This window comes from Pseudolactococcus hodotermopsidis (assembly GCF_011170085.1).
Taxonomy (GTDB): Bacteria; Bacillota; Bacilli; order Lactobacillales; family Streptococcaceae; genus Pseudolactococcus; species Pseudolactococcus hodotermopsidis.
The window spans coordinates 1-24,329 of record NZ_BLLI01000024.1; the positions used below are offsets into that span (position 1 = coordinate 1).

Consider the following 24,329-nt stretch of genomic DNA (forward strand, 5'->3'; position numbering starts at 1 on the left):
GAATAGGGGAAGTATCTGAATATAACCAGTCTTTTTCTTGTAAATGATACTTACTTAGGATATAATTAAACATGTCTTTCCTTTCTTTTGTGTTGCTTAGTAACTCACATTATAGAAGGAAGGATTTATTTTTGCAAAAAAATCGTCTGGGAATTTTTCCCACACGATTTATTATAGAGCCCAGTTTTTTTAATTAGAGAATACAAAAAAAGCATGAAAGTAATCATTTTCATGCTTTTTCTGATTAGAAACTGCCCAAATAAAACGCTACTTCATCGCCTTTTTTCAGCTGAATATCGGCAGCCCCTTTGTCTGCCATTTTGCCGTTGATGTTGAAAAGCCAGTATTTATTGGCGGCTGTATCTTGTGCGTGGTCATCAATTGCAGTAATGAAACCGTCGGTTTCTTCGATTTTGAAATTTTCTTTCAACGCTTCAAGGAGCGATTGGTTTTTGGCGATTGTGATTGTCTTTGTTTCATCAATTTTTTGGTCGTTTTCAAAGTCTAAGGTAATCGTTGCTGTCGTTTTAGCAAGGTTGTTTTTTTGAGGTGTTTGCGCTTTATTACCACAAGCTGACAAACTAAAAGCGAAACTTGTTGTGGCTAAAATCGTTATCGTTTTCTTGACTGTTAGTGTTTTGGTCATTTTATCTCCTTTTTTATCATTGTACTATGTTTGAGTCGCTTGGTAAAATAGTAGAATTTATCGAAGTGGTATAGATAAAAACTATAACGAAAGGGCGTTTAAATCTGTATTTGAATCACGGTTACACCGCAATCTTCAATCTTTTTCAAGCTATCTTGATTGGCAAAAGTGTCGGTGATGAGGTAGTCAACATGTGCTAAATCACAGCTCTTGAAATTGGCAGATTCGCCAATTTTTCGATAATCAGCGATACAAATAACCAGCCCATCAGTTTGCTTGACGATGACTTCGTTAATTTTAGCTTCATGAATAACGGGCGTTGTAAGACCGCGCTCCGCTGAAATGCCGTAGCAACCGATAATAGCGATGTCGGCTTGAATTGTCTCGAAAAAAGCTTGAGCAGCTTGACCAATCAGCGCTTCTTTGGGGAAACGGACTTCGCCACCTGACAAAAAAACAGAAGATTCTGAGTTATGATCGAGTGCTGCAACCTTGACGTTATTAGTAATAATCGTGACTTGTTTGTTGATGAGGTATTTGACTGAATCAAGCGCTGCCGATGAAGAATTGATGAAAACGGTGTTGCTGTTTTTGACGAATGAGGCAGCTGTTTTGGCAAGGGCTTCTTTGATTGCTTCGATTTCCTCATTATCGCACTTATCAATTTCTAAGCCAGTCGTTGCAATCCGTGCTTTGCCATGACTGCGAACGACTTTCCCCATTTGAGCAAGATTTGTCAAATCCCTACGAATGGTCGTCTCAGATGTTTTTAAAAGTGTGCTGAGTTCAGTGACGGTATGATTCTCGCCATCTTTCATTATGTCAAGTAATACCTTGTGTCTGGCTTGGATATTCTCTATTGAATTTTTCATTTTTTCTCCCTTTTGCTACTATTGCCTGTTATCTATTTTTAGATGTTTTTTTGTATAAACTTAGTATACTCTTTTTGTAAGCGTTTTTAAAGCATAAAATGTAAAAACAAATTAAAATGAGCGTAAAAACAACAAATGAGCGTATAAACGACTATGAAATCGTTTTCTTTTTTGTTAAGATAGAATTGTAAAGGAAATGATGGTTAAATAACCATTAAAATAACTAATTAAAGGAGCATTTACAATGGCAAACACAATTAATGATGTCACAAAAGAGTCATGGGTGCTGTCAACATTCCCAGAATGGGGCACTTATCTCAACGAAGAAATCGACGAAACAGTGGTCAAATCTGGCACAGTGTCAATCTGGTGGCTTGGCTGTACGGGAATTTGGCTGAAGTCTGAGGGTGGCACAAACATTCTCTGTGACTTGTGGTGTGGGACTGGTAAACGTACGCATGGCACAGGTAAAATGGTCAAAGGTCACCAAATGATGCGCATGAGTGGTGCGCTCAAACAGCAACCGAATTTGCGGACACAACCTTTTGTGATTGATCCGTTTGAGGTAAAAAATATTGATGCTTTGGTTGTTACGCACATTCATTCTGACCATTTGGACATCAATACGGCTGCTGCTGTCAATCAAAATTGTCCGAATGCCAAATTTATTGGGCCACAAGAAGTGGTCAATACTTGGCTTAAATGGGGCGTTCCTGCTGATAAAACAGTCGTTGTTCATCCTAATGATGAAGTTGAAATCGGCGATGTCAAACTTTTGGCGCTGGAAGCGTTTGATAGGACTGTTTTGGTAACGGAGTCTAATCCTGAAGTGAGCTTAAAAGGTAAAATGCCACAGGATATGAATGAATTGGCGGTTAATTATCTTTTCCAAACGACTGGCGGCAATATTTATCATGCTGGCGATTCACATTATTCTAATCTGTTCGCAAAACATGGAAATGAGCATAAAATAGACGTTTGTTTAGGGGCATATGGCGAAAACCCGCGTGGTATTACCGATAAAGTTACCTCAGTTGATATGCTCAGAATGGCGGAATCGTTGAATGCGAAAGTTGTAATTCCAGTTCACTACGATATTTGGGCGAATTTCATGGCTGATCCAAAAGAGATTACAGAGATTTGGAAATTCAAGAAAGATCGTCTGAATTATCAGTTTAAACCATTTATCTGGCAAGTTGGTGGGAAATTCACTTTCCCAGATGATAAGGATCGTCTGGAATTTAACTTTGACCGTGGCTTTGATGATGTCTTTGCGGTTGACAATGACACACCATTCCCATCATTCTTATAATCGTTTAAGAGAGGTAACCTTATGCAAGGAACAGAAATGTTGACTTATTTTCGTGACAAAGATTTGGTTCGGATTTCCGATAAGCAGCCTGCTAATTGGGAAGAGGCGATTCGGATTTCTTGCGAAAATTTGATTGAAAAAGAGCTGATTGATGGTGTTTACGTTGACGAGGTTGTTGAGGCGGTACGTCAATATGGGCCTTATATCGTGATTGTACCAGGTGTTGCGATGCCACATTCGACGGCTAAGAGTGCGGGTGTCTTTGGGACGGCGATTGCTTTTACGAAGTTTCATGACAAGATTTACTTTGAAGCGGGCAATGAGGAAAAACAAGCTAAGTTATTCTTTACTTTGGCGGCGAAAAATCCGGATGAACATATGGCAAATATCGCAGCATTGTCAGATTTGTTGATGACGGATGGCGTGATTGAATCACTTGAAATGATTGAATCACTTGCTGATTTTGAGGCTTTGGTTGAAAAGGTCAAATAAGACCGCTGGTGTCGGGTATCTTTTAGAAAGGTCAGAGACACCCATAAAATTGGTCAGATGTTGATGACTAATTTTCCGATAACTGAGTTTTGGCTTCTTAAATTTAGGAATTAGACGAAAGCTCGCAACGAACACTGCTTGCTTAAGACTTTCCCTAAAGCTTTATGATTTATGTTGCCTTAACGTCTTAATAAACCATGATACTGAAAGCGGTGCGCCCAAAGCGCAAACTTTCGTAGAAAATTAGAGTTTTGCTGTAAGCGAACATCGTTTGTGCGGACAAAACGTCTATTTTCTTAGAAAATTAGCTTGAAGTTCAAGATAGAGGAGAAAAGTAGTATGGAAAATGTATTTGATGCGATTATGGTCGTGTGGGATTTCTTTGCTAAGAATATTCTGACACAACCTGCTTATTTCATTGGCGTTATCGTCTTGATTGGTTATTTGCTTTTGCGTAAACCTTGGTATGAATGTCTTTCGGGGTTTCTGAAAGCAACTGTTGGTTATTTTATCCTGTCGGTTGGTTCTGGTGGTTTGGTTAATAATTTCCGTCCGATTCTGACAGGCTTGAAAGATCGTTTTAATCTTGATGCGACTGTGATTGACCCGTATTTTGGTCAAAATGCTATTGATACGGGGATTATGGAGACTTTTGGTCGAACTTTCGGTGATGTGATGGTTTTGTTGCTGATTGCTTTTATTGCCAACATCCTTTTGGTTCGTTTCCAAAAATATACAAAAATGCGAGCTGTTTTCACGACAGGTAATGTTCAGGTGCAACAAGCTGCAACCGCTTTCTGGCTGATTTTGTTTTGTTTTCCTGACTTAGGACGTATTCAAATTCTCGCTGTTATGGGCTTGATTCTTGGGCTTTATTGGGCAGTTGGCTCAAATCTGACGGTTGGTTACACGCAAGAATTGACTGAGGGGGCAGGTTTTGCTGTTGCCCACCAGCAAGTCTTTGGGATTGCTATCGTATCTGCTATTGCTGGGAAATTTAAGTCTAAAAAATCTAAGAAAATCGAAGATATTGAATTGCCAGGTTTTCTGTCTATTTTCAATGAAAATATGGTTGCCACTGCCATTCTCATGCTCTTCTTCTTTGGGATTATTATGAGCGTGCTTGGCAAAACTTACTTTGTTACGAATGAGGTTATTTTACCGACACAAAACTTTTTCTTTTATATCTTGACGACCTCGCTTCAATTTGCTGTCTATCTGGCGATTTTACAGCTTGGTGTTCGGACGTTCGTTGCTGAATTGACGGAAAGTTTCACGGGTATTTCAAATACTTTGCTGCCAGGTGCTGTTCCTGGTATTGATGTCGCTGCGACTTTCGCTTTTGGTTCGCCAAATGCCGTGACACTCGGCTTTCTCTTTGGTGCTTTGGGGCAATTTTTGACGATTGGTCTCTTGATTTTGTTCAAATCACCAGTTGTGATTATCGCTGGTTTCATTCCATTGTTCTTTGACAATGCAGCCTTTGCTGTTTATGCCAATAATCGTGGCGGAATAAAGGCAGCGTGTATCTTGCCATTTCTTTCAGGCATTATCCAAGTTGGCGGTTCTGCGCTGATTGCTTCATGGGTTGGCTTGTCAAAATACGGTGGCTATCTTGGCATGTTTGACTGGGCGACAGTTTGGCCAGGCTTTACAGTTATCATGAAACTTTTGGGCTATGTCGGCATTGTTATCGTTGTTTTGATTTTAGTTGTTATTCCGCAACTACAATATCGCAGAGATCCCGAAGGTTACTTCTTAGTCGTTGAAGATTATGATGCTTATGCGGAACGCAAGGCTTAAGTTACAGTCATAAATCTGATAAAAATATAACTTAATATCTTAAATGGAGGAAATAATAATGAGAGTATTAGTATCGTGTGCCAATGGTTCTGGCACAAGTTTGATGATGAAACGTAGTGTTGAAAAAGCGATGAAAGCAGCAGGTGTACCGATTACCAATATTCATCACTGTGCGATTTCTGAAGGGAAATCAACTGCTGCTCAATATGATGTGGTCTTTTGTCCGCTGAATTTCATGAACATGTTTGACGGTGCCAAAGCCAAAGGTGTGACGATTGTCGGTGTGAAAAATGTGATGAGTCCTAAAGAGATTCAAGAACGAATTGAAACAGAAACTGACTTGGTTGCGCGTGCAAGTGTTTAAGTCAGGCAAAGAAGACGCAAATTTTCTCAGAAAGTTTGCTTGAACAATAATAAATGAGGAGGAAATGATGACAAGACCAAATTTGCAGGTCGCCTTGGATCATTCTGATTTGCCAAGTGCGATTAAGGATGTGACAAATGTTGGCGATATTGTGGATATTATTGAAGTTGGAACGATTTTGATACTTCAAGCAGGGGATCAGGCGGTAAAATGTATTCGTGCTATGTACCCTGATAAGAAAATTGTTGCAGATACAAAATGCGCAGATGCTGGTGGGACTGTTGCTGAAAATGTGCAAAAAGCTGGTGCTGATTGGACAACTGTGATTTGTTGTGCAACGATTCCAACGATGAAGGCTGCGGCTGAGAAAATCGAGGAAGTACAAGTTGAGCTTTACGGTGATTGGACTTATGAACAAGCACAGCTCTGGCTAGATGCGGGCATTTCGCAAGTCATTTATCATCAAAGTCGTGATGCACTTTTTGCGGGCGAAACTTGGGGCGAAAAAGATTTGACCAAGGTTCAAAAATTGATTGATATGGGCTTTCGCGTGTCAGTGACGGGTGGTTTGGATGTTGAGACCTTGAAACTTTTCAAGGGGATGCCCGTTTACACCTTTATCACTGGTCGTGGCATTACGGCAGCTGAAAATCCTGCACAAGCTGCGACTGATTTTCTAGCTGAAATCAAACGTATTTGGGGGGAATAGTATGCTTGGAATCTATGAAAAAGCCTTGCCAAAGGATATTTCGTGGGCTGAGCGCTTGACCCTTGCCAAAGAATTAGGCTTTGATTTTGTTGAAATGTCGGTTGATGAGACAGATGAGCGGATAGCGCGTTTAGATTGGACGAAAGCCGAGCGAAAACTTGTGCGTGATGCGATTTTTGATTTGGATATGCCGATTTTGTCTATGTGTTTGTCGGCGCACCGTCGTTATCCGCTTGGTTCGGCTGATTTGTCTAAGCAAGAAATGGCACTTGAACTGCTGACAAAAGCTGTTGATTTGGCAAGTGATTTGGGGATTCGCTCAATTCAATTGGCAGGTTACGATGTCTATTATGATCCGAAAACAGTTGCGACACGGCATGCTTTCATCGAAAATCTGCGGAAATGTGTGGCAATTGCTGCTAATAAATCAGTTGTTTTATCAATTGAAATCATGGACGATCCGTTTATCAATTCTATCAGTAAATTCTTAGCCATCAAGGCGCAGATTCCGTCGCCTTATTTGCAAGTTTATCCTGATTTAGGCAATTTATCTGCTTGGCCTGAAAATGCAGTTGGTTATGAGTTAGAAAATGGTATTTCAGCAATTAGCCAAATTCATCTGAAAGATACGCTAGCAGTAACGGCTGATTTTGAAGGCAAGTTTAAAAATGTTGACTTTGGTGCTGGCTGCGTTGATTTTGTTGGTTGTTTGAAAACATTGAAACGTTTACATTATTCAGGATCTTTTGTTATCGAAATGTGGAGTGAAACGAGCGATACGCCAACTGCTGAAATCGAAAAAGCTAAGGCTATCGTCCTCCCGTTTTTAAAGGAGGCTGGTTATGCTTAAAATGAATGAAACCATTGACCAAAAAATTTTAAATGATATGAAATATCGGGTTTGGCAGGCGAATTTGGCGCTTGAAAAGGCCAATCTGGTCGTGCTGACTTGGGGCAATGTTAGTGAAGTTAATCGTGAGCTTGGCATTATTGTCATCAAGCCGAGCGGTGTGCCGTATGCAACGATGACGGCTGAGCAGATGGTTGTGACTGACCTTGAGGGTCATCTGCTAGAAGAAAATGCGCTCAAGCCGTCGTCTGATTTGCCAACGCATGTCTATCTTTACAAGCATTTTGCAGGTATCAATGCGGTGGTGCATACGCATTCCAAATATGCGGTTATGTGGGCGCAGTCAGGGCGTGATGTGCCACCCTATGGTACGACGCACGCAGACACGTTTTACGGTGCGATTCCTTGCACACGGCAGTTGACACAAGAGGAAGTTGAGACGGCTTACGAGCGCGATACGGGCAAGGTGATTGTCGAGCGTTTTGAAAATGACAACATTGATCCGCTTGCGATACCGGGTGTGCTGACCATCGGTCACGGACCATTTACATGGGGTCAAACAGTCAATAAAGCTGTTGAAAATGCTGTCGTTTTGGACGAAGTGGCACATATGGCGCTCTTTACCGAGGTGCTTAACGTTAAGCACGATTTGCTGCCAAACTATATGTTGGATAAGCATTACTTTAGAAAGCATGGTGCCAATGCTTATTATGGGCAAGGTTAAATTTGAAATAGTGTGACAAGGCTCAACTTTGTTACACTATTTTAATTTGATAAAATAGATGAACTTGCTGTGAATACGATTCGCACGCTGTCAATGGATATGATTCAAGCGGCAAATTCGGGGCATCCTGGCTTGCCAATGGGAGCTGCGCCCATGGCTTACGTGCTTTGGACGAAATTTTTGAAAATCAATCCCGCAACATCAAGAAATTGGCTTGATCGTGATCGTTTTGTCTTGTCTGCTGGGCATGGTTCAGCACTTTTGTATAGTCTACTCCATTTGGCGAGTTATCAACTGTCAATAGACGACTTAAAACACTTCCGTCAATGGCAGTCGTTGACCCCTGGTCATCCCGAGGTCAATCATACGGATGGTGTTGAGGCAACAACTGGTCCATTGGGGCAAGGTATTGCCAATGCTGTTGGCATGGCAATGACTGAGGCGCATTTAGCAGCTAAGTTTAATCGTCCTGATTTTCCAATTTTGGATCACTATACTTACGCACTTTGTGGCGACGGTGATCTCATGGAAGGTGTGTCGGCTGAGGCAGCATCGCTTGCGGGGCATCTCAAACTTGGCAAGCTGATAGTACTTTATGACTCGAACGACATCTCTTTGGACGGTGCGACTTCTATGGCTTTCACAGAAAATGTTGGCGCACGTTTTGAGGCTTATGGTTGGCAACACCTCCTTGTTGAAAATGGGAATGATTTAACAGCAATTGCAACAGCGATTGAAACGGCAAAAGCTGAGCTAACTCGACCAACTTTGATTGAAGTCAAGACAATTATCGGTTTTGGTGCTGTTGGACAAGGCACATCAGCGGTTCACGGTGCGCCATTGGGGACAGAGGGTGTTAAAATTGCCAAGGAAAATCTTGCTTGGCATTATCCTGATTTTACTGTTCCTGAGGAAGTGGCAAGACGTTTTAAAGCTGAGATAAATTATAAAGGCAGCCAAAAAGAAATTGCTTGGCAAAAATTGTTTACGGCTTATGCTATGCAATATCCAGATTTGGCGCAGGAGTTGACTGCAAGTTTTGCGGGAGAATTACCTGAAAATTGGTCGGCGGATTTGCCTGTTTATGAGATTGGCAGTGCGGTAGCCAGTCGTGTGTCATCTCAAGAGATGATTCAAAAATTATCAACCAGACTCCCCTATTTTTGGGGAGGTTCAGCTGATCTCTCAGCATCAAATAATACCATGGTCACAGCTGAGAAGGCTTTTCAAGCAGGAAATTATACAGGGCGAAATATTTGGTTTGGTGTGCGTGAATTTGCCATGGGTGCGATAATGAATGGTATTGCTTTGCATGGCGGCACGAAAATTTATGGTGGGACATTCTTTGTCTTTTCAAATTATCTACTTCCTGCGATTCGTATGGCTGCGATTCAAAATTTGCCTGTGATTTACGTGTTTACGCATGATTCGATTGCGGTCGGCGAGGATGGACCAACACATGAGCCGATTGAGCAGTTGGCGAGTTTGCGTGCTATGCCAAATCTTGTGACGATTCGACCAGCTGATGGGAATGAGGTAGTTGCTGCTTGGCAAGTCGCTATTTCTGCGACTAATCGTCCGACAGCGCTCATTTTGACACGGCAAAATTTGCCTGTGCTTGAAAATACCCAAGAACTTGCGCCTGAAAATCTGAGAAAGGGTGCTTATATCTTGTCAAAAGCAAGCCGAGAGGACTTGGATGGCATCCTCATTGCCACAGGTTCTGAGGTTAAGCTTGCCATATCAGCGCAAGCGATTTTGACGGCGCAAGGTTTTAGCGTGACGGTCGTCTCTATGCCGAGCATGGCGCTCTTTGACGAACAAGACTTAGCTTATCGGGAGTCTGTGTTGCCCAAAACGATGACCAAACGTCTAGCGATTGAGGCAGGCAGTAGCTTTGGTTGGGAGCGCTATATCGGGGCGACTGGCGCTGTGATTGCTGCTGATAATTTCGGCGCTTCTGCACCAGCTGAGCAAGTATTTGAGGCGTTTGGTTTTACTGTTGAAAATATCGTTGAAACTTTTAAAGCATTGACAGATTAAGTTTGAAAACAAACGAGCGGGTGGCTGCTCGTTATTTGATAATCAATTTATTAAATGTTTAAACTTTTATTTGACATTTAGTGTTTTTTTTTGTATAGTAATAGTATAATTAAGAAAATTGGCGCTGACATATTCAAATCAAAACATCAGAATTTGTAGAAATAATGACTTGCTGAAATTGTAATTTTATAAACTGTTGAGGGGTGCGATAGCATTTTTTGATAAACTGGAATCAAACAGCTCGACACATATAAGATAACGTTGTATTTTGTTTTTTTTTAATGAGTTTCTTAGAATTTAGCGTGGAATCGTAAATTTTTAAAGAAAATAATGAATAGGTGCGTAGTAGATAATTTTAGTAATCGGCTTTATTCTGTTGTTTTTAAGGAATAATTGCGATAAACTGGCGTTTTTGAGCGTATTTTTTGAAGGAGAAGTTATGACTTTTAGTCAGAAAGAGGAAGCGTTTTGGGTGCGTTTTCAAGAATTGGTAAGAAATAGTTTTGGAGCTGGCCCCTACGAATTTTTTGTCGGTACTGCAGAATTGATAGAAATTACGCCTGAAACGGTTAAAATTCAGCTTGAAAGCAGTATGTATCGAGAATTTTGGGAGAAACAGGCTAAGTTTGTAAGGCTTGTTGCTTTTGAGATTTATAAAAAGGAGTTGACCTATACACTATATATTGGTAGTGAGGGTTATTTGGTGAGCTATAAAAAGGACAATAGGGCTGAACTGTTGGCTAGAAGTCAAAGAGCCTTAGAAGAGATAAGCTCAGATTTTAAAAATGACCTAGATGATAAGTGTAAGTTTGGTAACTTCGTGCGATATGATGGCAATCGCAAGACTTTTGATGCCGCCGCCGCAACTGCCAATGATCTGAGAGGTGTCTATAATCCGCTGCTTATTTACAGCAAGGTGGGAATGGGCAAAACGCATTTATTACATGCGATTGGTCATCATATTTTGCTAAAAAAACCAGATGCACATGTGAAGTATGTGTCGTCTGAAGATTTTATCAGAGACTGTATTGAAAATACGCGGCAAAATAGTTTAGAAGAATTTTCTAATGACTATAAGATGTTGGATGCGCTATTGCTTGATGATATTCATTTTATGGCAAATAGAGCAGATGTTATTGATGTATTCTTTCAAATTTTCAATGCTTTGTATAATAAAGGCGCACAAATTGTCATTGCAAGTGACCGTTTGCCAAGAGAAATTGAAGGATTTGAAGAACAAGCCAAATCTCGTTTTAATTGGGAAATGATGACTGATGTGACAGATATTGCTGCGCCAACTGTTTCAGATAGGCTTGAAATTCTGCGTTTTAAGGCAGAACAAATTGCACTCAATGTTTCGCAAGAAACGCTGGAGAGTTTGGCTGAGCAAGTTGAGTCAAACATTGGCGAATTGGAAGATATACTTGCAGATTTAAAATTTTATGCTGAGTGTCATGCTGTTGATGAGGTTGATAGTACCATTGCTCAAAAAGTGCTTGGTAGTCTGCTAGGAAACGTCAGGATTGGAACTGTCGCTGCCTTGGAGAATTTTTCTGGTGCGTCCGAGGAAGCAGAAGAAGCTGAAATAGTTGAAACGCCTGAGGAAGTTGAGACGACAGAAACTGCCGAAGTGTCTGAAGAAGTTGAAATATCAGAAGAACCTGAAATCGCAGAGAGGCTTGAGGAAGTTGAGACGACAGAAACTGCCGAAGTGTCTGAAGAAGTTGACTTATCAGAAGAACCTGAAATTGCAGAAACGCTTGAGGTAGCTGAAACGGTAGAAATCGCCGAAGTACCTGAAAAAGTTGAAGTGGTTGAGGTGTCAGAGGAACCAGAAGTCACAGAAGCGCCTGAAGAAGTTGAGGCGGTGGCAATCACAGAAGTGTCTGAGGTATCAGAAGAACCAGAAGTCATAGAAAAAGCTGAGGAAGTTGAAGCGGTAGAAATCGCCGAAGTTCCTGAAGTAGCCGAGGAAAATGAAGTAGCAGATCCAACTGCTGAGCAAGATTTTGAGAATTTTAAACGGATTCTTGAATATTTTGTCCACATTTTGAGAGCAAATAATAAAGAAAATTCTGAACAATTTGTTGCGGGAGAGAAAAAAACTGGCCATGGTGGCAAAGGACAAAAAATTCGGGAGAGTTACGAAAAATTCCGATACTTTTCTAATGGTCATACGATGGATGTTTCAATTCAAGGTGGCTTCCAACTTTTCAATAAACCGAATTATATTGAGTGGAGTTCTAATGGCGGTCCTAATATTAGAGCAATTTGGAATGACGCGCAAACTGATGTGATAAGTCTACAAGAATTTGACGGCAAAGCATTTGTTGGTAATCAATATACGGTTGATGAGTTAGGACTGAATGATAATGACCAGCCAAACGACAAAATAATTGAATTTTATAAAGCCTATACTTTATTTTTGGAAGAAAATTTAGCAGGCGCTAAAGAAATCGTAGTAGATACGAAAATTAAGGCGTTAGCGACTAAACTAGCAGATAGAAAAAATCTAATTTTGCGTGGTGCGCCAGGAACAGGAAAGACCTATTGTGCCAAACAAATTGCGGCGGAGCTTATCTCAGAAGGCGCAACAGATAAGCTAGAAGAGTTGTCTGATAAGCAAAAGGCGCAAGTTGAATTTGTTCAATTTCATCCCAATTATACCTATGCCGACTTTGTTGAGGGGTTGCGTCCAGTGACTTCTGAAAATGGTCAGAGTGGTTTCAAATTTAAAACTGGTATTTTTAAGGAATTTTGTGAACGAGCGCGCGGAAAATATGTTTTATCAGATGCTTTGGAAGCTGATGAGCAAGAAGAGGCGACACATAAAAAAATTGTCAAAAGTTACTGGCGTGATGAGGCGACAACAGAAGAGCTGAAAAAAGCGTTTGGCAAAGACACCAATCATCCAGTTGAAAATGTTGTTGCTTATATCAAAGAAGAATTGCTGAGTTCTGAAAAGACAGCATTTGATTGGAAAAAAACGAAAGATAAAAAATTCGTTTTCATCATTGATGAAATCAATCGTGGTGAAATCTCTAAGATTTTCGGCGAACTTTTCTTTAGCATTGACCCTGATTATCGTGGGAAAACTGGTGCGGTTGCGCTACAACATCAGAATTTACACGTCCCTGATGAGAAGTTCTACATTCCTGAAAATGTTTATATCATTGGTACGATGAACGATATTGATTGTTCGGTTGAGCCCCTTGATTTTGCCATGCGCCGTCGTTTTACTTTTGTGGAAATTACGGCTGAAGAGTCGCAAAACTGGCTTTTTGGTAAAGAGGCGACGCGTGCCAAAGATAGCATGACACGCCTTAATGACGCGATAATTTCAGCTGGTTTATTGTCTAAAGACTACCAAATTGGTGCAAGTTATTTCAAAAATTTGGCGGAAGGGACAGTTACCAAAGAGGAACTTTGGACTGATGAATTGCACCCGTTGTTGAAAGAGTATCTTCGTGGCGATTGTGATGTTGAGGCGAAATTGGCAAGACTTAAAGTTGCCTATGACAACGAAAAATTGAGTGATGATGCTGTAACAGTGTAAGTAGATAGTGCTATTGTAGAGAAGTGACTAATTATTGAGAAAATGAGCGGGTAACTGCTCATTTTTTGATGTCCCATTTTTGTCGCATACTTGAGCAGTTTGAAAATAATAAAATAGTTGCATAATTTCGTTTTTTTTGTATAATAGTCTTAGAATTAAAATAATGAATTGGAGAAAATCATGGGTAAATGGTATGTTGTAGACAATTTTGGCAATCAAATCGCAGGACCGTTTTTTGATAAGCAGTCGGCTGAAATGTTTGTTAATGGGAATCAGTTTTGGTCTGTTGTTTTTAAGGGGTGAGATGGGAAATGCGCTTTTTGGGAGCGTGTTTTTTTGAATGTTGTGGAGAAAGTGCTTGAAAATGTGGGAGGAAATGTTATGATTGAAGAAAGCGAGGATAAGAAAATGGTTGATAATTCAAGATATAAAGAATTTAAAAATTGGTATGTAAGTAGCGAAAAAAAGTCTAAAAAATCAGTGGATGTATATGTGACAAATTTTAACAAAGTAAGATTTTTAAGTGACAATAAAGAAATTTGTGAGATTACTGATGTAAAGGGTTTTAAAGAACGCACGAACTCTCTTTTTGATACTAAAGCTGGAATGATTGATAAGTTGTTTTCAGTTGTTGGTCAAAATTTGCAAAGGGATGAATTGAAAGATGGCTTGGGGTATTACTTGGAATTTTTGAGGGAACAAAATATTGATATATTTATCAATATTTTGTTGAAACCGTTTATAGAACAAGTTTCGAGAAAGAAAAATAATGGCTTGACTAGAAAGACTAAACCAGATGTTTTTTTAGGAAAATTTGGAGTGGGTTATAACATTTCAGGACAGGGGAAACCAATTTCTATTCCTTATATTAACCACAAGGGTATTAACTTATCAATGATGAGTTCAGCTTATGCTGAGAAAGGAGGTTTGAAGCATAATAAAATTTATTTGGATGTTAATACATCAAGCTATCCATCTGACTATGAGGGTAAGCTTATCTTTTCTAATGGTGGAAATAAATATGCAGTTTTAGAAGAATGGGATATTCAGGAATATGACGATAACTTACTTCGAGAAATTTCCGAAACATTTTATGATAAGATAAAACAACTTAAGGGTGTGAGTGAAGTGGATAAAGATAAAATTTGATTTTGCGTGGTGCGCCTAGAACTGGTAAGACTTATCTTGCTAAGCAAATTGCAGCTGAAATGATTGGTTGTGAGACAGATGAATTGAGTGATAAGGCACAATTTGAGTTTGTTCAATTTCATCCAAGTTATGATTATACTGATTTTGTTGAGGGGTTGCGCCCAGTGACTTCTGGAAATGATCAAGTTGATTTTGAGTTGAGAGCAGGAAGTTTTATGGCATTTTGTGATAGAGCGAGGGGAACTAGTTTCAGAAATTGAGAATATCAATGATAAAAAATATATTTTTGTTATTGATGAAATCAATCAGTGAACCGCAGTTTAGATGATTTAGTAAAAGAAAATTTCATCATTTTCCCACCAACCATTGCTGAAAGTGAAGATTTGGATAAAAATAATTGTATTTTTAAGTCTCGTAATCGGGAAATTTGGACACAAAATATTGTCGGCATTTTCAAACAAGGCGATGATGACTTGCAGATTAGGTCGCGTTTTTACTCGGGGGCAACGGATTATTTTCTGCGTTATCTTTTGCAGAAAGTGTCGCACTACAATGTGATTAGTACGAAAGCTAGCGCCAATCAGAGTGAAAATTTTTATGATTTGCTTATCTATCTTTTTCCGCTGTATTTGGAAAATGCCATGAAAAAGGGCATTTACAAGGAGTATGTTAAGCGGGAATATAACGACGCGAATATCAAGGGAGCGATTGCTATCGCACGGCATATCAAGCAAAATGTGCCTTTTGTTGGCAAGGTCGCCTACAATACGCGCGAATTTTCTTATGATAACAAGCTGACCCAGTTGGTTCGGCAACGATTGACTATATTGAGCAGAAACACCGTTTTGTTTTTGAAAATGAGGTCACGACTAAGGAAAATATTCGTGCGATTAAGCAAGAAACGCCGACTTATGCTCGTTTGGCGCGCCATGCTATTTTTCGTGAAAATAGTTTGAACCCTGTTCGCCATGGTTATTTTGTCGAATATTATGAGTTGCAGCAACTTTGTCTCCCAGATTTTGCGGCAAGCCATGGTTGGTTTTGCAGACGATACTGATGAAATCCATGGGATATTGATTGATGTTGCTTGGCTTTGGGAGGCGTATTTAGCGACAACATCCTAAGTCTAACGAGAGTATTTATCAAAAGGGAAATGCTGGGCAAGTTAGACCCGATTTTTATAGCCCCAAAATGGTTATTGATGCGAAGTATAAAGACTGTCAAGAGAGAATCAAACGTGAGGATAGATTTCAGATTATTTCCTATCTTCATTATTTAAATGCTGAAAAAGCTGGAATTGTTTATCCGTCTATTAAGAATACAGAATATAAATCTGAGGGTATTTTAAAAGGAATGGGTGGTGAAATTTTCAAACAGTCTATCAAAATTCCACAAAATATAGATGATTACGGCAAATTTGTAGAGGAGATGAAAGAATCTGAAACGGATTTTTTGGAATCTGTCGGAAAATTTAAACTGGATTGAGGTACGTATAATAGAATAAGAAGATGTCCTATTTTTGTCGCATGGTATTTGAGATAATCAGTATTTTGGGTAAGAAAATTCGTGACCTACTTTTGTCTCGTAAGATTTGCTATAATAGAAGTATTACAAATTCAAGATGATAAGAAAGAAGTAAAATGAACGATTTATTTGAAAAACTGATGGATCAGCTTGAGATGCCTGTGGCAATTCGGCAGAATCCAGCTTTTCGTGGCAATATTGATAAGGTTGAGGTGCATGCTGTCAGCAAGATTTGGCATTTTTATCTGACTTTTCCTGCGATTTTACCTGTTGCGCTTTATAAGGAGTTGATTTATCGACTGGAGAGGGCTTTTTCAAACATTGCCAAAACGGAAGTCACGATTTTGGCGGAAAATTCTGATTTTGATGAACAGTTGCTCAATGCCTATCTGCCTTTGATTTTTGACTTGCCTGGCTGTGATACGCCGAGTTTTACGGCGATTTTTAAGAAATATCAGCTGACTTTTGATGGGGCTTGTGTCAAACTTTTGATGGAAGAATTGTCGAATTTGGAGTATTTTGTCAAAAATTATTTTCCTGTTATGGAGACGCATTTTCAGCAATTTGGTTTCAAAGATTTGCAGATTAAGCCTGAGATTGATGCGCAGTTGACGGATAAATTGGTGGCTGAATATGAGAAGAAGTCTGAGGAGATTTTGGCTGAGATTATGGCAAATCAGTCTGAACCGCCACTTTCTGATGCTGACTTTGCACCAAAAACAGAGCCTTCAAGTCCTAGTCACCTCGCACTAGGCAAGGAAATTAAGGGTGCTGACTTCATTACCCAGATGAAAGATGTGGTGACTGAGGAGGCGAATATCGTTTTTGAGGGCTATGTTTTTGCGGCTGAGCACAAGACGTTTACGAGTCGCGCGACGGGTAAGAAAAGTCATATGCTTGAGGTCAAGATGACCGACTATACCAGTTCGTTTATCGTGCAAAAATGGGGGCGCAAACCTGATGAGCTTGCCATGTTTGATCTTGTCAAAAAGGGCATGTGGGTCAAGGTTAAGGGGAGTGTGCAGATGGACCAGTACAAGCATGAGCTGGTCATGAATGCGCGCGATATGGTCGAGATTAGGGCGAAAAATGTTCGCAAGGATCTCATGGCTGATGAGCAAAAACGTGTTGAATTTCACGCCCATACCAATATGTCAACCATGGATGCGATTGCTGATGTTGGCGATTTGGTGGCGCAAGCGGCGCGGTGGGGGCATAAAGCGATTGCGATCACGGATCATGCGGGGGCGCAGAGTTTTCCGCATGCGCATTCGGCGGGTAAGAAACATGGTGTCAAAATCATTTACGGCGTTGAGGCGAACTTGGTTGAGGATAGGGTGCCGATCACTTACAACGAGGACGACAGTAATCTTTCTGAGTCGACTTATGTTGTATTTGACGTAGAAACGACAGGACTTTCTGCTGTTTATAACAAGCTGATTCAGATTGCTGCCTCTAAAATGCACAAGGGCAATGTGATTGATCAGTTTGACGAATTTATTGACCCAGGACATCCGCTGAGCGAATTTACGACACAATTAACATCAATAACGGACGATATGGTTCGTGGTTCTAAACCATTGGAGCAGGTGTTGCAAGCGTTTCAGACTTTTTGTGAGGGCAGTATTCTTGTCGCTCATAATGCAACATTTGACGTTGGTTTTATGAATATGAATTATCAGCGCCACAACTTGCCGATTATCACGCAACCTGTTATTGATACGCTGGAATTTGCGCGCAATCTTTATCCCGAGTTCAAACGTCATGGTCTTGGCCCGTTGACCAAGCGCTTTCAAGTTTCCTTGGAAAGTCATCATTTGGCAAACTATGATGCCGAGGCGACTGGTCGTTTGTTATTTATTTTCTTAAATGATGCCAAGGAAAAATTTGGCATTGAAATTTTGAGTGACCTTAACACCAAAGTTGTTGACAGTGACTCTTACAAACGTGCGCGGGTTAAGCATGCGACGATTTATGCCCAAACGCAAGTCGGTTTGAAGAATCTTTTTAAGTTGATTTCTTATTCAAATGTGACCTATTTTTCGGGTGTGCCAAGGATTCCAAAATCTGTTCTTGAAACACATCGTGAGGGTTTGATTATCGGATCGGCTTGTTCTGAGGGCGAAGTTTTTGAGGCGGTAACCAATAAATCATTTGATGATGCGCTAAAAGTTGCCGATTATTATGATTTTATTGAAATTATGCCGCCTGCTGTTTATCGGCCGTTGATTGTCAGGGAGACAATAAAAGATGAAATTGAGTTGCAACGGATTCTGAAAGATTTACTGCGAATTGGCGAAACGCTTGGGAAACCTGTTCTTGCAACGGGAAATGTCCATTATCTCAACCCCGAAGATGCGGTTTATCGTGAAATTATTGTGCGTGCTTTGGGTGCGGGAGCGATGATTAACCGTCCTGTCGGTCGTGGTGAACATGCCATGCCAGCACCATTGCCAGAAGTTCATTTTCGGACAACGACTGAAATGTTGGACGATTTTGCTTTTTTGGGTAAGGATGTTGCTCAAAAAATTGTGATTGACAACACGCAGAAAATGGCGGAGTCGTTTGAACTCTTAACACCAGTGCGTGATGACCTTTACACGCCGTATATTCCCGAATCTGAGGAGAAAATGGCGCAGCTGACTTATGAGCGGGCGCATGCGCGTTATGGCAATCCTTTGCCGGATATTGTTGATTTGCGGATCGAAAAGGAGCTGAACTCGATTATCGGGAATGGTTTCTCCGTGATTTATCTGATTTCGCAGATTTTGGTTGAGCGTTCCAATAAGCGTGGCTATTTGGTTGGCTCACGGGGGTCAGTTGGTTCGTCATTTGTGGCGACGATGACTGGTATCACTGAGGTTAATCCCTTGCCGCCGCATTATGTTTGTCCAGAGTGTCAGTATTCTGAGTTCTTTACCGAGGGGCAGTATGGCTCTGGTTTTGATATGCCTGAAAAGGCTTGTCCTGACTGCAATCACAGGCTGACAAAGGACGGTCATGATATTCCATTTGAGACGTTTCTTGGGTTCAAGGGGGATAAAGTTCCCGATATTGACTTGAATTTCTCTGGTTCGGATCAGCCGAGCGCGCATTTGGATGTGCGGGATATTTTCGGCGAAGATTATGCTTTTCGGGCGGGAACGATTGGTACAGTTGCTGATAAGACGGCTTTTGGGTTCGTCAAGGGTTATGAGCGTGATTATGGTAAGTATTATCGTGGTGCTGAGATTGAGCGATTGGCGACTGGGGCGACTGGTGTTAAACGCACGACAGGTCAGCATCCGGGCGGTATTATTGTTATTCCAGGCTACATGGATGTTTACGATTTTAGTCCTGTTGCCTATCCTGCTGAGGATATTAATGCCGAGTGGAAGACGACTCACTTTGATTTTCATGCGATTCATGATAATATCTTGAAACTTGATATTCTGGGGCATGATGATCCAACGATGATTCGTAAGTTGCAAGATTTGTCGGGCATGGATGCTAGCACCATTCCAATGGATGATCCTGATGTGATGAAGATATTTGCGAGCCCAGAAGTCTTAGGGGTAACGCCTGAGCAGATTTTCTCTAAAACGGGGACTTTAGGTGTGCCCGAAATGGGAACGACATTTGTCCGTGGCATGTTAGAGGAAACAAAACCTAGCACTTTTGCAGAATTACTCCAAATTTCTGGTCTGTCCCATGGTACAGACGTGTGGCTAGGCAATGCGCAAGAGTTAATCAAGCAAGGAATTGCGACACTTGCTAATGTTATCGGTTGTCGAGATGACATCATGGTTTATCTGATACATGCTGGGCTCAATGAATCAATGGCTTTCACGATTATGGAGCGTGTGCGTAAGGGGTTGTGGAACAAAATCGACGATGAGGAGCGTGAGACTTATGTCGCTGCTATGCGCGAAAATAATGTGCCTAAGTGGTATATCGACTCGTGTAGTAAAATCAAGTATATGTTCCCCAAAGCCCATGCCGCTGCTTATATCATGATGGCATTGCGCGTTGCTTATTTTAAGGTGCATATGCCGATTTACTATTATTGCGCGTGGTTCTCGATTCGTGCGAGTACTTTTGACCTCAAAGTCATGGGGGAGGGTCTCCTTGCTGTTAAGGCGAAAATGCAGGAGATTAAGGCGAAAGGTTTTGAGGCAAGTAATGTTGAAAATGCCCTTTACGGTACCTTGGAGCTGTGCAATGAAATGTTGGAGCGCGGTTTTAGTTTTGGTAAACTGGATCTTTATCGCAGTGAGGCTGAGGAATTCATTATTGATGGCGACACGCTGATACCGCCGTTTTCTGCCATGGATGGTCTTGGTGGCAATGTTGCCAGACAAATTGTCGAGGCAAGAAAAGAAGGCGAGTTCCTCAGTAAAACCGAACTCAGAAAACGTGCTGGCGTTTCTCAAACTTTAGTTGAAAAAATGGATGAAATGGCTATTCTTGGCAATATGCCTGAGGATAATCAGTTGAGTTTGTTTGATGATATGTTTTGAAAGATGAAAGTCTTGCTGATTTATACTTAAAAGTGAGGCATTAGTGGAAGCAGAAAAAGCACCAAAAAAATAAAATCAAGAATTTCCGAGCAAATCGGAGATTTTTTTCGTATATAGTAATAGGAGGACTTTTATGGTACAACAATTAGCGCAAGAAATTTTGCAAAATGCAGCTGATTTTGGCGTGAGTGATGTTTATTTTTTGCCTAGCCCAATAGGTTTTTCGGTCATTTTCAGAAATTCTGACAGTCGTGAAACTTTTCGAGAGGTTTCAGATAGCGAGGGGCAAAGTCTGATTTCGCATTTCAAATTTACGGCTGGGATGAATGTTGGTGAGAAACGTCGTCCGCAGCTAGGCTCTTGTCTATATGAATTTTCTGATAAAAAATTACGGCTGCGCTTGTCATCTGCGGGTGATTTTGAAAGTCGTGAGAGTTTGGTCATTCGGCTTTTACATGATTCAGATAAACCGCTATCGTTTTGGTTTGACGAGGACTTGTCAGCAGTTAAAAAGTTAGTTACAAGGCGTGGTCTCTATCTCTTTTCAGGTCCTGTTGGCTCAGGTAAGACAACGCTCATGCACCATATTGCTAAGGCAAAATTTGCTGGTAAGCAGGTTATCACGATTGAGGATCCAGTGGAAATTGTTGCGCCTGACTTATTACAATTTCAGCTTAATGAAGCGATTGGCAATACTTATGATAGCTTGATTAAATTGTCGTTACGCCATATGCCTGACCTTGTGATTGTCGGTGAGATTAGAGATAGCGAGACGGCACGAGCGGTTATGCGGGCGAGTTTGACAGGCTATACCGTCTTTTCAACGATTCATGCCAAATCAATTAGTGGTGTTTACGCACGTTTGCTAGAGCTTGGCATTGCTAAGGAAGAAATCTCAAATTCGCTGTCAGGCATTGTATATCAACGCTTGATTGCTCGAAAGGGGGTGTTAGATATTGCCGAAAGAAACTTCGCAACCTATACCAATAAAAAATGGAACAGCAAGATTGAAAAACTTGCTACAACTGGACATATCAGTCCTATTGAAGCGAAAACGGAAAAAATTACCGATAAAAAAACAAGTCAAACTCATTAAATTGATGAATAATCTATTTTCTAGCGGTTTTCATTTGGCAGAAATCGTGAATTTTTTAGGGCGCTCAAATCTCGTCGAAAAAGAATTTGTCACGACTATGCGAGAGGGATTGGCAAATGGTCAAAATTTATCGCAAATTTTAAATGACTTGAAATTTTCAAAATCAGTCGTCACACAAGTTGCCTTAGCAGATTTTCATGGCAATACACAACAGACTTTGTATTTGATAGAAGAAAATTTGATGAAAATGCAAAAAGTCAGGCAAAAATTGCTCTCTGTTGCGACTTATCCTGTGATTTTGTTAGCTTTTCTTGTATTAATCATGCTTGGTTTGAAAACTTATCTCTTACCACAAGTCGAGTCCAACAATTTTGCGGGAAAGCTGATTGGCTATTTGCCTTTGCTATTTCTATTGTTTGCGTTTGTTGGTAGTTTACTTGCATTGGGAATCGTCCGATATTTGAAACGAACGTCACCGTTAGTGAATTTTCAAAAATTGGGTAATCTACCAATTATTCACGCATATTTGAAATTGTATTTTACCGCATTTTATGCACGTGAATGGGGCAATCTTATCAAGCAAGGTTTGGAAATGCGACAAATTTTAGAAATCATGAAAACGCAAGATAACCGATTTTTCCGAGAAATTGGACAAGATTTGCTTAATGCCATGCGGTCGGGACAAGAATTTCACAATAAAATTAACAACTATCGTTTTTTTACGCCAGAACTTGCCTTGATTGTCGAATATGGTGAGATGAAATCTAAACTTGGCGATGAATTGCTAATTTATTCTGATGAATCGTGGGAACAATTTTTTGAGAAAGTCGAAAAATCAATGAATCTAATTCAACCTTTGATTTTTTTATTTGTCGCACTGATGATTGTCTTGATTTATGCTGCCATGCTACTGCCGATTTATTCGCAGATGGACACGGCATTTTAGAAAGGAAAAAAATGAAGAAAAAAATAGTCAAAGCATTCACTTTGATTGAAATGTTGGTTGTTCTGTTGATTATCAGTGTTTTGATTTTGCTGTTTGTGCCAAATTTGGCCAGTCAAAAGGAGACAGTCAAAAATACGGGGAATGCGGCGGTTGTCAAGGTTGTCAACTCGCAAGCTGAGTTATATGCGTTAGATCACACTGATGTTGCAACGCTGTCGATTCTTGTCAAAAATGGTAATATTACGCAGAAACAGGCGGATGCTTATAATGCTTATTATACGAAAAATACGAATGAAACGCGTGACATCGCAAATTAACGCCTTTACTTTGCTTGAAACTTTGTTGACGTTATCAATTTCTTGTTTTCTAATTTTACTGTTTTCAGTTACTTTTCAGAAAACAGTTCATGTTGTGCGTGGTGAGATTTTTGTCTTGCAGTTTGAAAATATCTTGAAAAATCAACAAGCTCAGGCAGTCACAAAAGCAGAGATGAGAAGTTTATCGTCGTCAAATGGCATAGTCATGGTTGATGGTGCAGACCTCCATGTACCCAAAGAAACGCAATTCTCAGATTTTTCGATAGCGTTTAAAGAAAATGGTAATCTCCAGTCAATACGGAGTGCTAAAATCGTGATTTTTTTGCCTTATGAGGGGAAAGAAGTTACCTATCAGTTGCAGTTGGGAAGTGGTCAATATCGGAAAACGACAAATTAAAGCCTATATTTTGTTAGAGAGTTTGATCGCTATGGCGCTCTTGTCAGTGCTTGCGACAGTCGTTGTGACGGAAATTTCGCAAAGTCGCGCACAAATTATTGAGCAAAATCGGCAAATTGAAGTGTTGAATGTTGGTTTAATGGCATTTGATAGCAATCAGTCCACGCTGACAGAAAATGATGTGACTGTAAATCTAACTAAAACTGATAAAAAAGTCACACTGACAAATAAAGGACAGGAGGTAATAACGATTGAACTATTACAAAAAACGCCTTAAAGCTTTTACTTTGTTGGAGTGTTTGGTTGCCTTGCTAACGATTGCTATGTCTGCGCTCGTAATTCAGGGTATGACTCAACTTATCAATCAAGACTTAAAAATCATGCGAAATTCTGATGAAAAAACTTGGCAAAATTTTTGTAATTTGCTTAGACGAGAGCTTGAAAACACTGAATTTGACCGCGTTGAAAATGACTTTCTTTATGTGAAAACATCGTCTGCTAGTTTGCGTTTTGGTAATATATCAGGTGCTGACGATTTCCGTAAGACTAATGAAAAAGGTCAGGGCTACCAACCTATGATTTATGATGTTTCCTCTGCTAGTATTTCAAATAATAATAAAGTTGTTACAATTCAACTGACTTTTAACAAAGGAGGTAAAAAAACATTTATTTACGCATTTTCAAAAGACAAGCACGTGGCGGAATAATGCTCTATGCCCTGCTAATATCGGTAATTTTTGGCATGATTCTTAGTTTTTATCTCAGTTCAATCGTCGAAAATCAGAAAAATCTTATCAGTCAAAAAGAATTTTTGACTGCTCAACTCATGGCACGATTAACGCAAGAGCATGCAGATGAAAAATCTGGTCAAATTCGTTTCAATCACGGCATTTCTGATTATCAAAAGGTTGGAAAAACGTTGAATGTGACAGTAAAACTGGAAAATGCAGTGACTTATCATTTTGATTTTTCAAATATAACGGAATAAAAGTAAACTACCGCTGATTTTCTTTGTAGTTAAAAAAGACTT

The 24,329-nt window shown here is 40.2% G+C and carries 23 protein-coding genes and 3 pseudogenes; 24 read left to right on the plus strand and 2 right to left on the minus strand.

Features of this window, described 5'->3' with window-relative positions; all coding sequences use genetic code 11:
* Positions 1-244: 244 nt before the first annotated feature.
* Entirely contained in the window at positions 245-646 is a 402-nt protein-coding gene (locus Hs30E_RS05040; protein WP_172208499.1) for a DUF4430 domain-containing protein, read from the minus strand.
* Positions 647-744: 98 nt separating this feature from the next.
* On the minus strand, positions 745-1,518 hold the full coding sequence (locus Hs30E_RS05045; protein WP_172208500.1) for a DeoR/GlpR family DNA-binding transcription regulator: 774 nt from the start codon (positions 1,516-1,518) through the stop codon (positions 745-747).
* A 244-nt stretch (positions 1,519-1,762) separates the two neighbouring features.
* On the opposite strand from Hs30E_RS05045, the gene ulaG reads away from it, so the two are divergent.
* The 24 genes and pseudogenes from ulaG to comGG all read left to right on the plus strand — a co-directional run bounded on the left by ulaG (position 1,763) and on the right by comGG (position 24,287).
* Entirely contained in the window at positions 1,763-2,830 is a 1,068-nt protein-coding gene (gene ulaG / locus Hs30E_RS05050; RefSeq protein ID WP_172208501.1) for an L-ascorbate 6-phosphate lactonase, read from the plus strand.
* A gap of 36 nt (positions 2,831-2,866) precedes the next feature.
* Positions 2,867-3,322, plus strand: coding sequence for a PTS sugar transporter subunit IIA (locus tag Hs30E_RS05055; RefSeq protein ID WP_172208535.1), 456 nt, complete (start codon positions 2,867-2,869; stop codon positions 3,320-3,322).
* A 339-nt stretch (positions 3,323-3,661) separates the two neighbouring features.
* Positions 3,662-5,125 (plus strand): PTS ascorbate transporter subunit IIC, encoded by a 1,464-nt coding sequence (ulaA, locus tag Hs30E_RS05060; RefSeq protein ID WP_172208502.1) that lies wholly within the window; start codon positions 3,662-3,664, stop codon positions 5,123-5,125.
* A gap of 58 nt (positions 5,126-5,183) precedes the next feature.
* On the plus strand, positions 5,184-5,489 hold the full coding sequence (locus Hs30E_RS05065; protein WP_172208503.1) for a PTS sugar transporter subunit IIB: 306 nt from the start codon (positions 5,184-5,186) through the stop codon (positions 5,487-5,489).
* 67 nt (positions 5,490-5,556) lie between these two features.
* Entirely contained in the window at positions 5,557-6,198 is a 642-nt protein-coding gene (locus Hs30E_RS05070; RefSeq protein ID WP_172208504.1) for a 3-keto-L-gulonate-6-phosphate decarboxylase UlaD, read from the plus strand.
* Position 6,199: 1 nt separating this feature from the next.
* Complete coding sequence (locus Hs30E_RS05075; protein WP_172208505.1) at positions 6,200-7,048, plus strand: L-ribulose-5-phosphate 3-epimerase; 849 nt, start codon at positions 6,200-6,202, stop codon at positions 7,046-7,048.
* Between the two features lies 1 nt (position 7,049).
* Positions 7,050-7,772: an L-ribulose-5-phosphate 4-epimerase AraD gene (gene araD / locus Hs30E_RS05080; protein WP_172208536.1), complete on the plus strand. Its 723-nt coding sequence runs from the start codon at positions 7,050-7,052 to the stop codon at positions 7,770-7,772.
* A gap of 93 nt (positions 7,773-7,865) precedes the next feature.
* Positions 7,866-9,815, plus strand: a complete 1,950-nt coding sequence (gene tkt / locus Hs30E_RS05085) for a transketolase (RefSeq protein ID WP_172208507.1) — start codon at positions 7,866-7,868, stop codon at positions 9,813-9,815.
* Positions 9,816-10,407: 592 nt separating this feature from the next.
* Positions 10,408-11,076: pseudogene (locus Hs30E_RS11630) on the plus strand (DnaA ATPase domain-containing protein); the annotation flags it as partial.
* 1,233 nt (positions 11,077-12,309) lie between these two features.
* Positions 12,310-13,371: pseudogene (locus Hs30E_RS11635) on the plus strand (McrB family protein); the annotation flags it as partial.
* 180 nt (positions 13,372-13,551) lie between these two features.
* A complete protein-coding gene (locus Hs30E_RS11400) occupies positions 13,552-13,674 on the plus strand; it encodes a hypothetical protein (protein ID WP_267130231.1) in 123 nt (40 codons plus the stop codon).
* 78 nt (positions 13,675-13,752) lie between these two features.
* Positions 13,753-14,520, plus strand: a complete 768-nt coding sequence (locus Hs30E_RS05095) for a hypothetical protein (RefSeq protein WP_172208511.1) — start codon at positions 13,753-13,755, stop codon at positions 14,518-14,520.
* Positions 14,514-14,759, plus strand: a pseudogene (locus Hs30E_RS05100) (McrB family protein); the annotation flags it as partial. The gene Hs30E_RS05095 and the pseudogene Hs30E_RS05100, both read left to right, overlap by 7 nt.
* A gap of 69 nt (positions 14,760-14,828) precedes the next feature.
* Complete coding sequence (locus Hs30E_RS05105; protein ID WP_172208515.1) at positions 14,829-15,476, plus strand: 5-methylcytosine restriction system specificity protein McrC; 648 nt, start codon at positions 14,829-14,831, stop codon at positions 15,474-15,476.
* 33 nt (positions 15,477-15,509) lie between these two features.
* Complete coding sequence (locus Hs30E_RS11130) at positions 15,510-15,644, plus strand: McrC family protein (protein WP_228461996.1); 135 nt, start codon at positions 15,510-15,512, stop codon at positions 15,642-15,644.
* A 13-nt stretch (positions 15,645-15,657) separates the two neighbouring features.
* A complete protein-coding gene (locus tag Hs30E_RS05110; RefSeq protein ID WP_228461997.1) occupies positions 15,658-16,005 on the plus strand; it encodes a 5-methylcytosine restriction system specificity protein McrC in 348 nt (115 codons plus the stop codon).
* A gap of 155 nt (positions 16,006-16,160) precedes the next feature.
* Positions 16,161-20,543 carry a PolC-type DNA polymerase III gene (locus Hs30E_RS05115; RefSeq protein WP_172208519.1) on the plus strand — a complete coding sequence of 1,461 codons (4,383 nt, stop codon included), beginning with the start codon at positions 16,161-16,163 and terminating at the stop codon, positions 20,541-20,543.
* Between the two features lie 133 nt (positions 20,544-20,676).
* Complete coding sequence (gene comGA, locus Hs30E_RS05120) at positions 20,677-21,639, plus strand: competence type IV pilus ATPase ComGA (RefSeq protein WP_172208521.1); 963 nt, start codon at positions 20,677-20,679, stop codon at positions 21,637-21,639.
* Positions 21,569-22,585 carry a competence type IV pilus assembly protein ComGB gene (gene comGB / locus Hs30E_RS05125; protein WP_172208537.1) on the plus strand — a complete coding sequence of 339 codons (1,017 nt, stop codon included), beginning with the start codon at positions 21,569-21,571 and terminating at the stop codon, positions 22,583-22,585. Before comGA ends, comGB begins: the two co-directional genes overlap by 71 nt.
* A gap of 11 nt (positions 22,586-22,596) precedes the next feature.
* Positions 22,597-22,902, plus strand: a complete 306-nt coding sequence (gene comGC, locus Hs30E_RS05130) for a competence type IV pilus major pilin ComGC (protein ID WP_172208522.1) — start codon at positions 22,597-22,599, stop codon at positions 22,900-22,902.
* Positions 22,877-23,299: a competence type IV pilus minor pilin ComGD gene (gene comGD / locus Hs30E_RS05135; protein ID WP_172208523.1), complete on the plus strand. Its 423-nt coding sequence runs from the start codon at positions 22,877-22,879 to the stop codon at positions 23,297-23,299. Before comGC ends, comGD begins: the two co-directional genes overlap by 26 nt.
* Positions 23,271-23,576 (plus strand): competence type IV pilus minor pilin ComGE, encoded by a 306-nt coding sequence (gene comGE, locus Hs30E_RS05140; protein ID WP_172208524.1) that lies wholly within the window; start codon positions 23,271-23,273, stop codon positions 23,574-23,576. Before comGD ends, comGE begins: the two co-directional genes overlap by 29 nt.
* Positions 23,551-24,006 carry a competence type IV pilus minor pilin ComGF gene (comGF, locus tag Hs30E_RS05145; RefSeq protein WP_172208525.1) on the plus strand — a complete coding sequence of 152 codons (456 nt, stop codon included), beginning with the start codon at positions 23,551-23,553 and terminating at the stop codon, positions 24,004-24,006. Before comGE ends, comGF begins: the two co-directional genes overlap by 26 nt.
* The gene (gene comGG / locus Hs30E_RS05150) at positions 24,006-24,287 is read left to right on the plus strand and encodes a competence type IV pilus minor pilin ComGG (RefSeq protein ID WP_172208526.1); all 282 of its coding nucleotides are present in this window, start codon (positions 24,006-24,008) and stop codon (positions 24,285-24,287) included. Before comGF ends, comGG begins: the two co-directional genes overlap by 1 nt.
* The last annotated feature ends 42 nt before the right edge of the window (positions 24,288-24,329 follow it).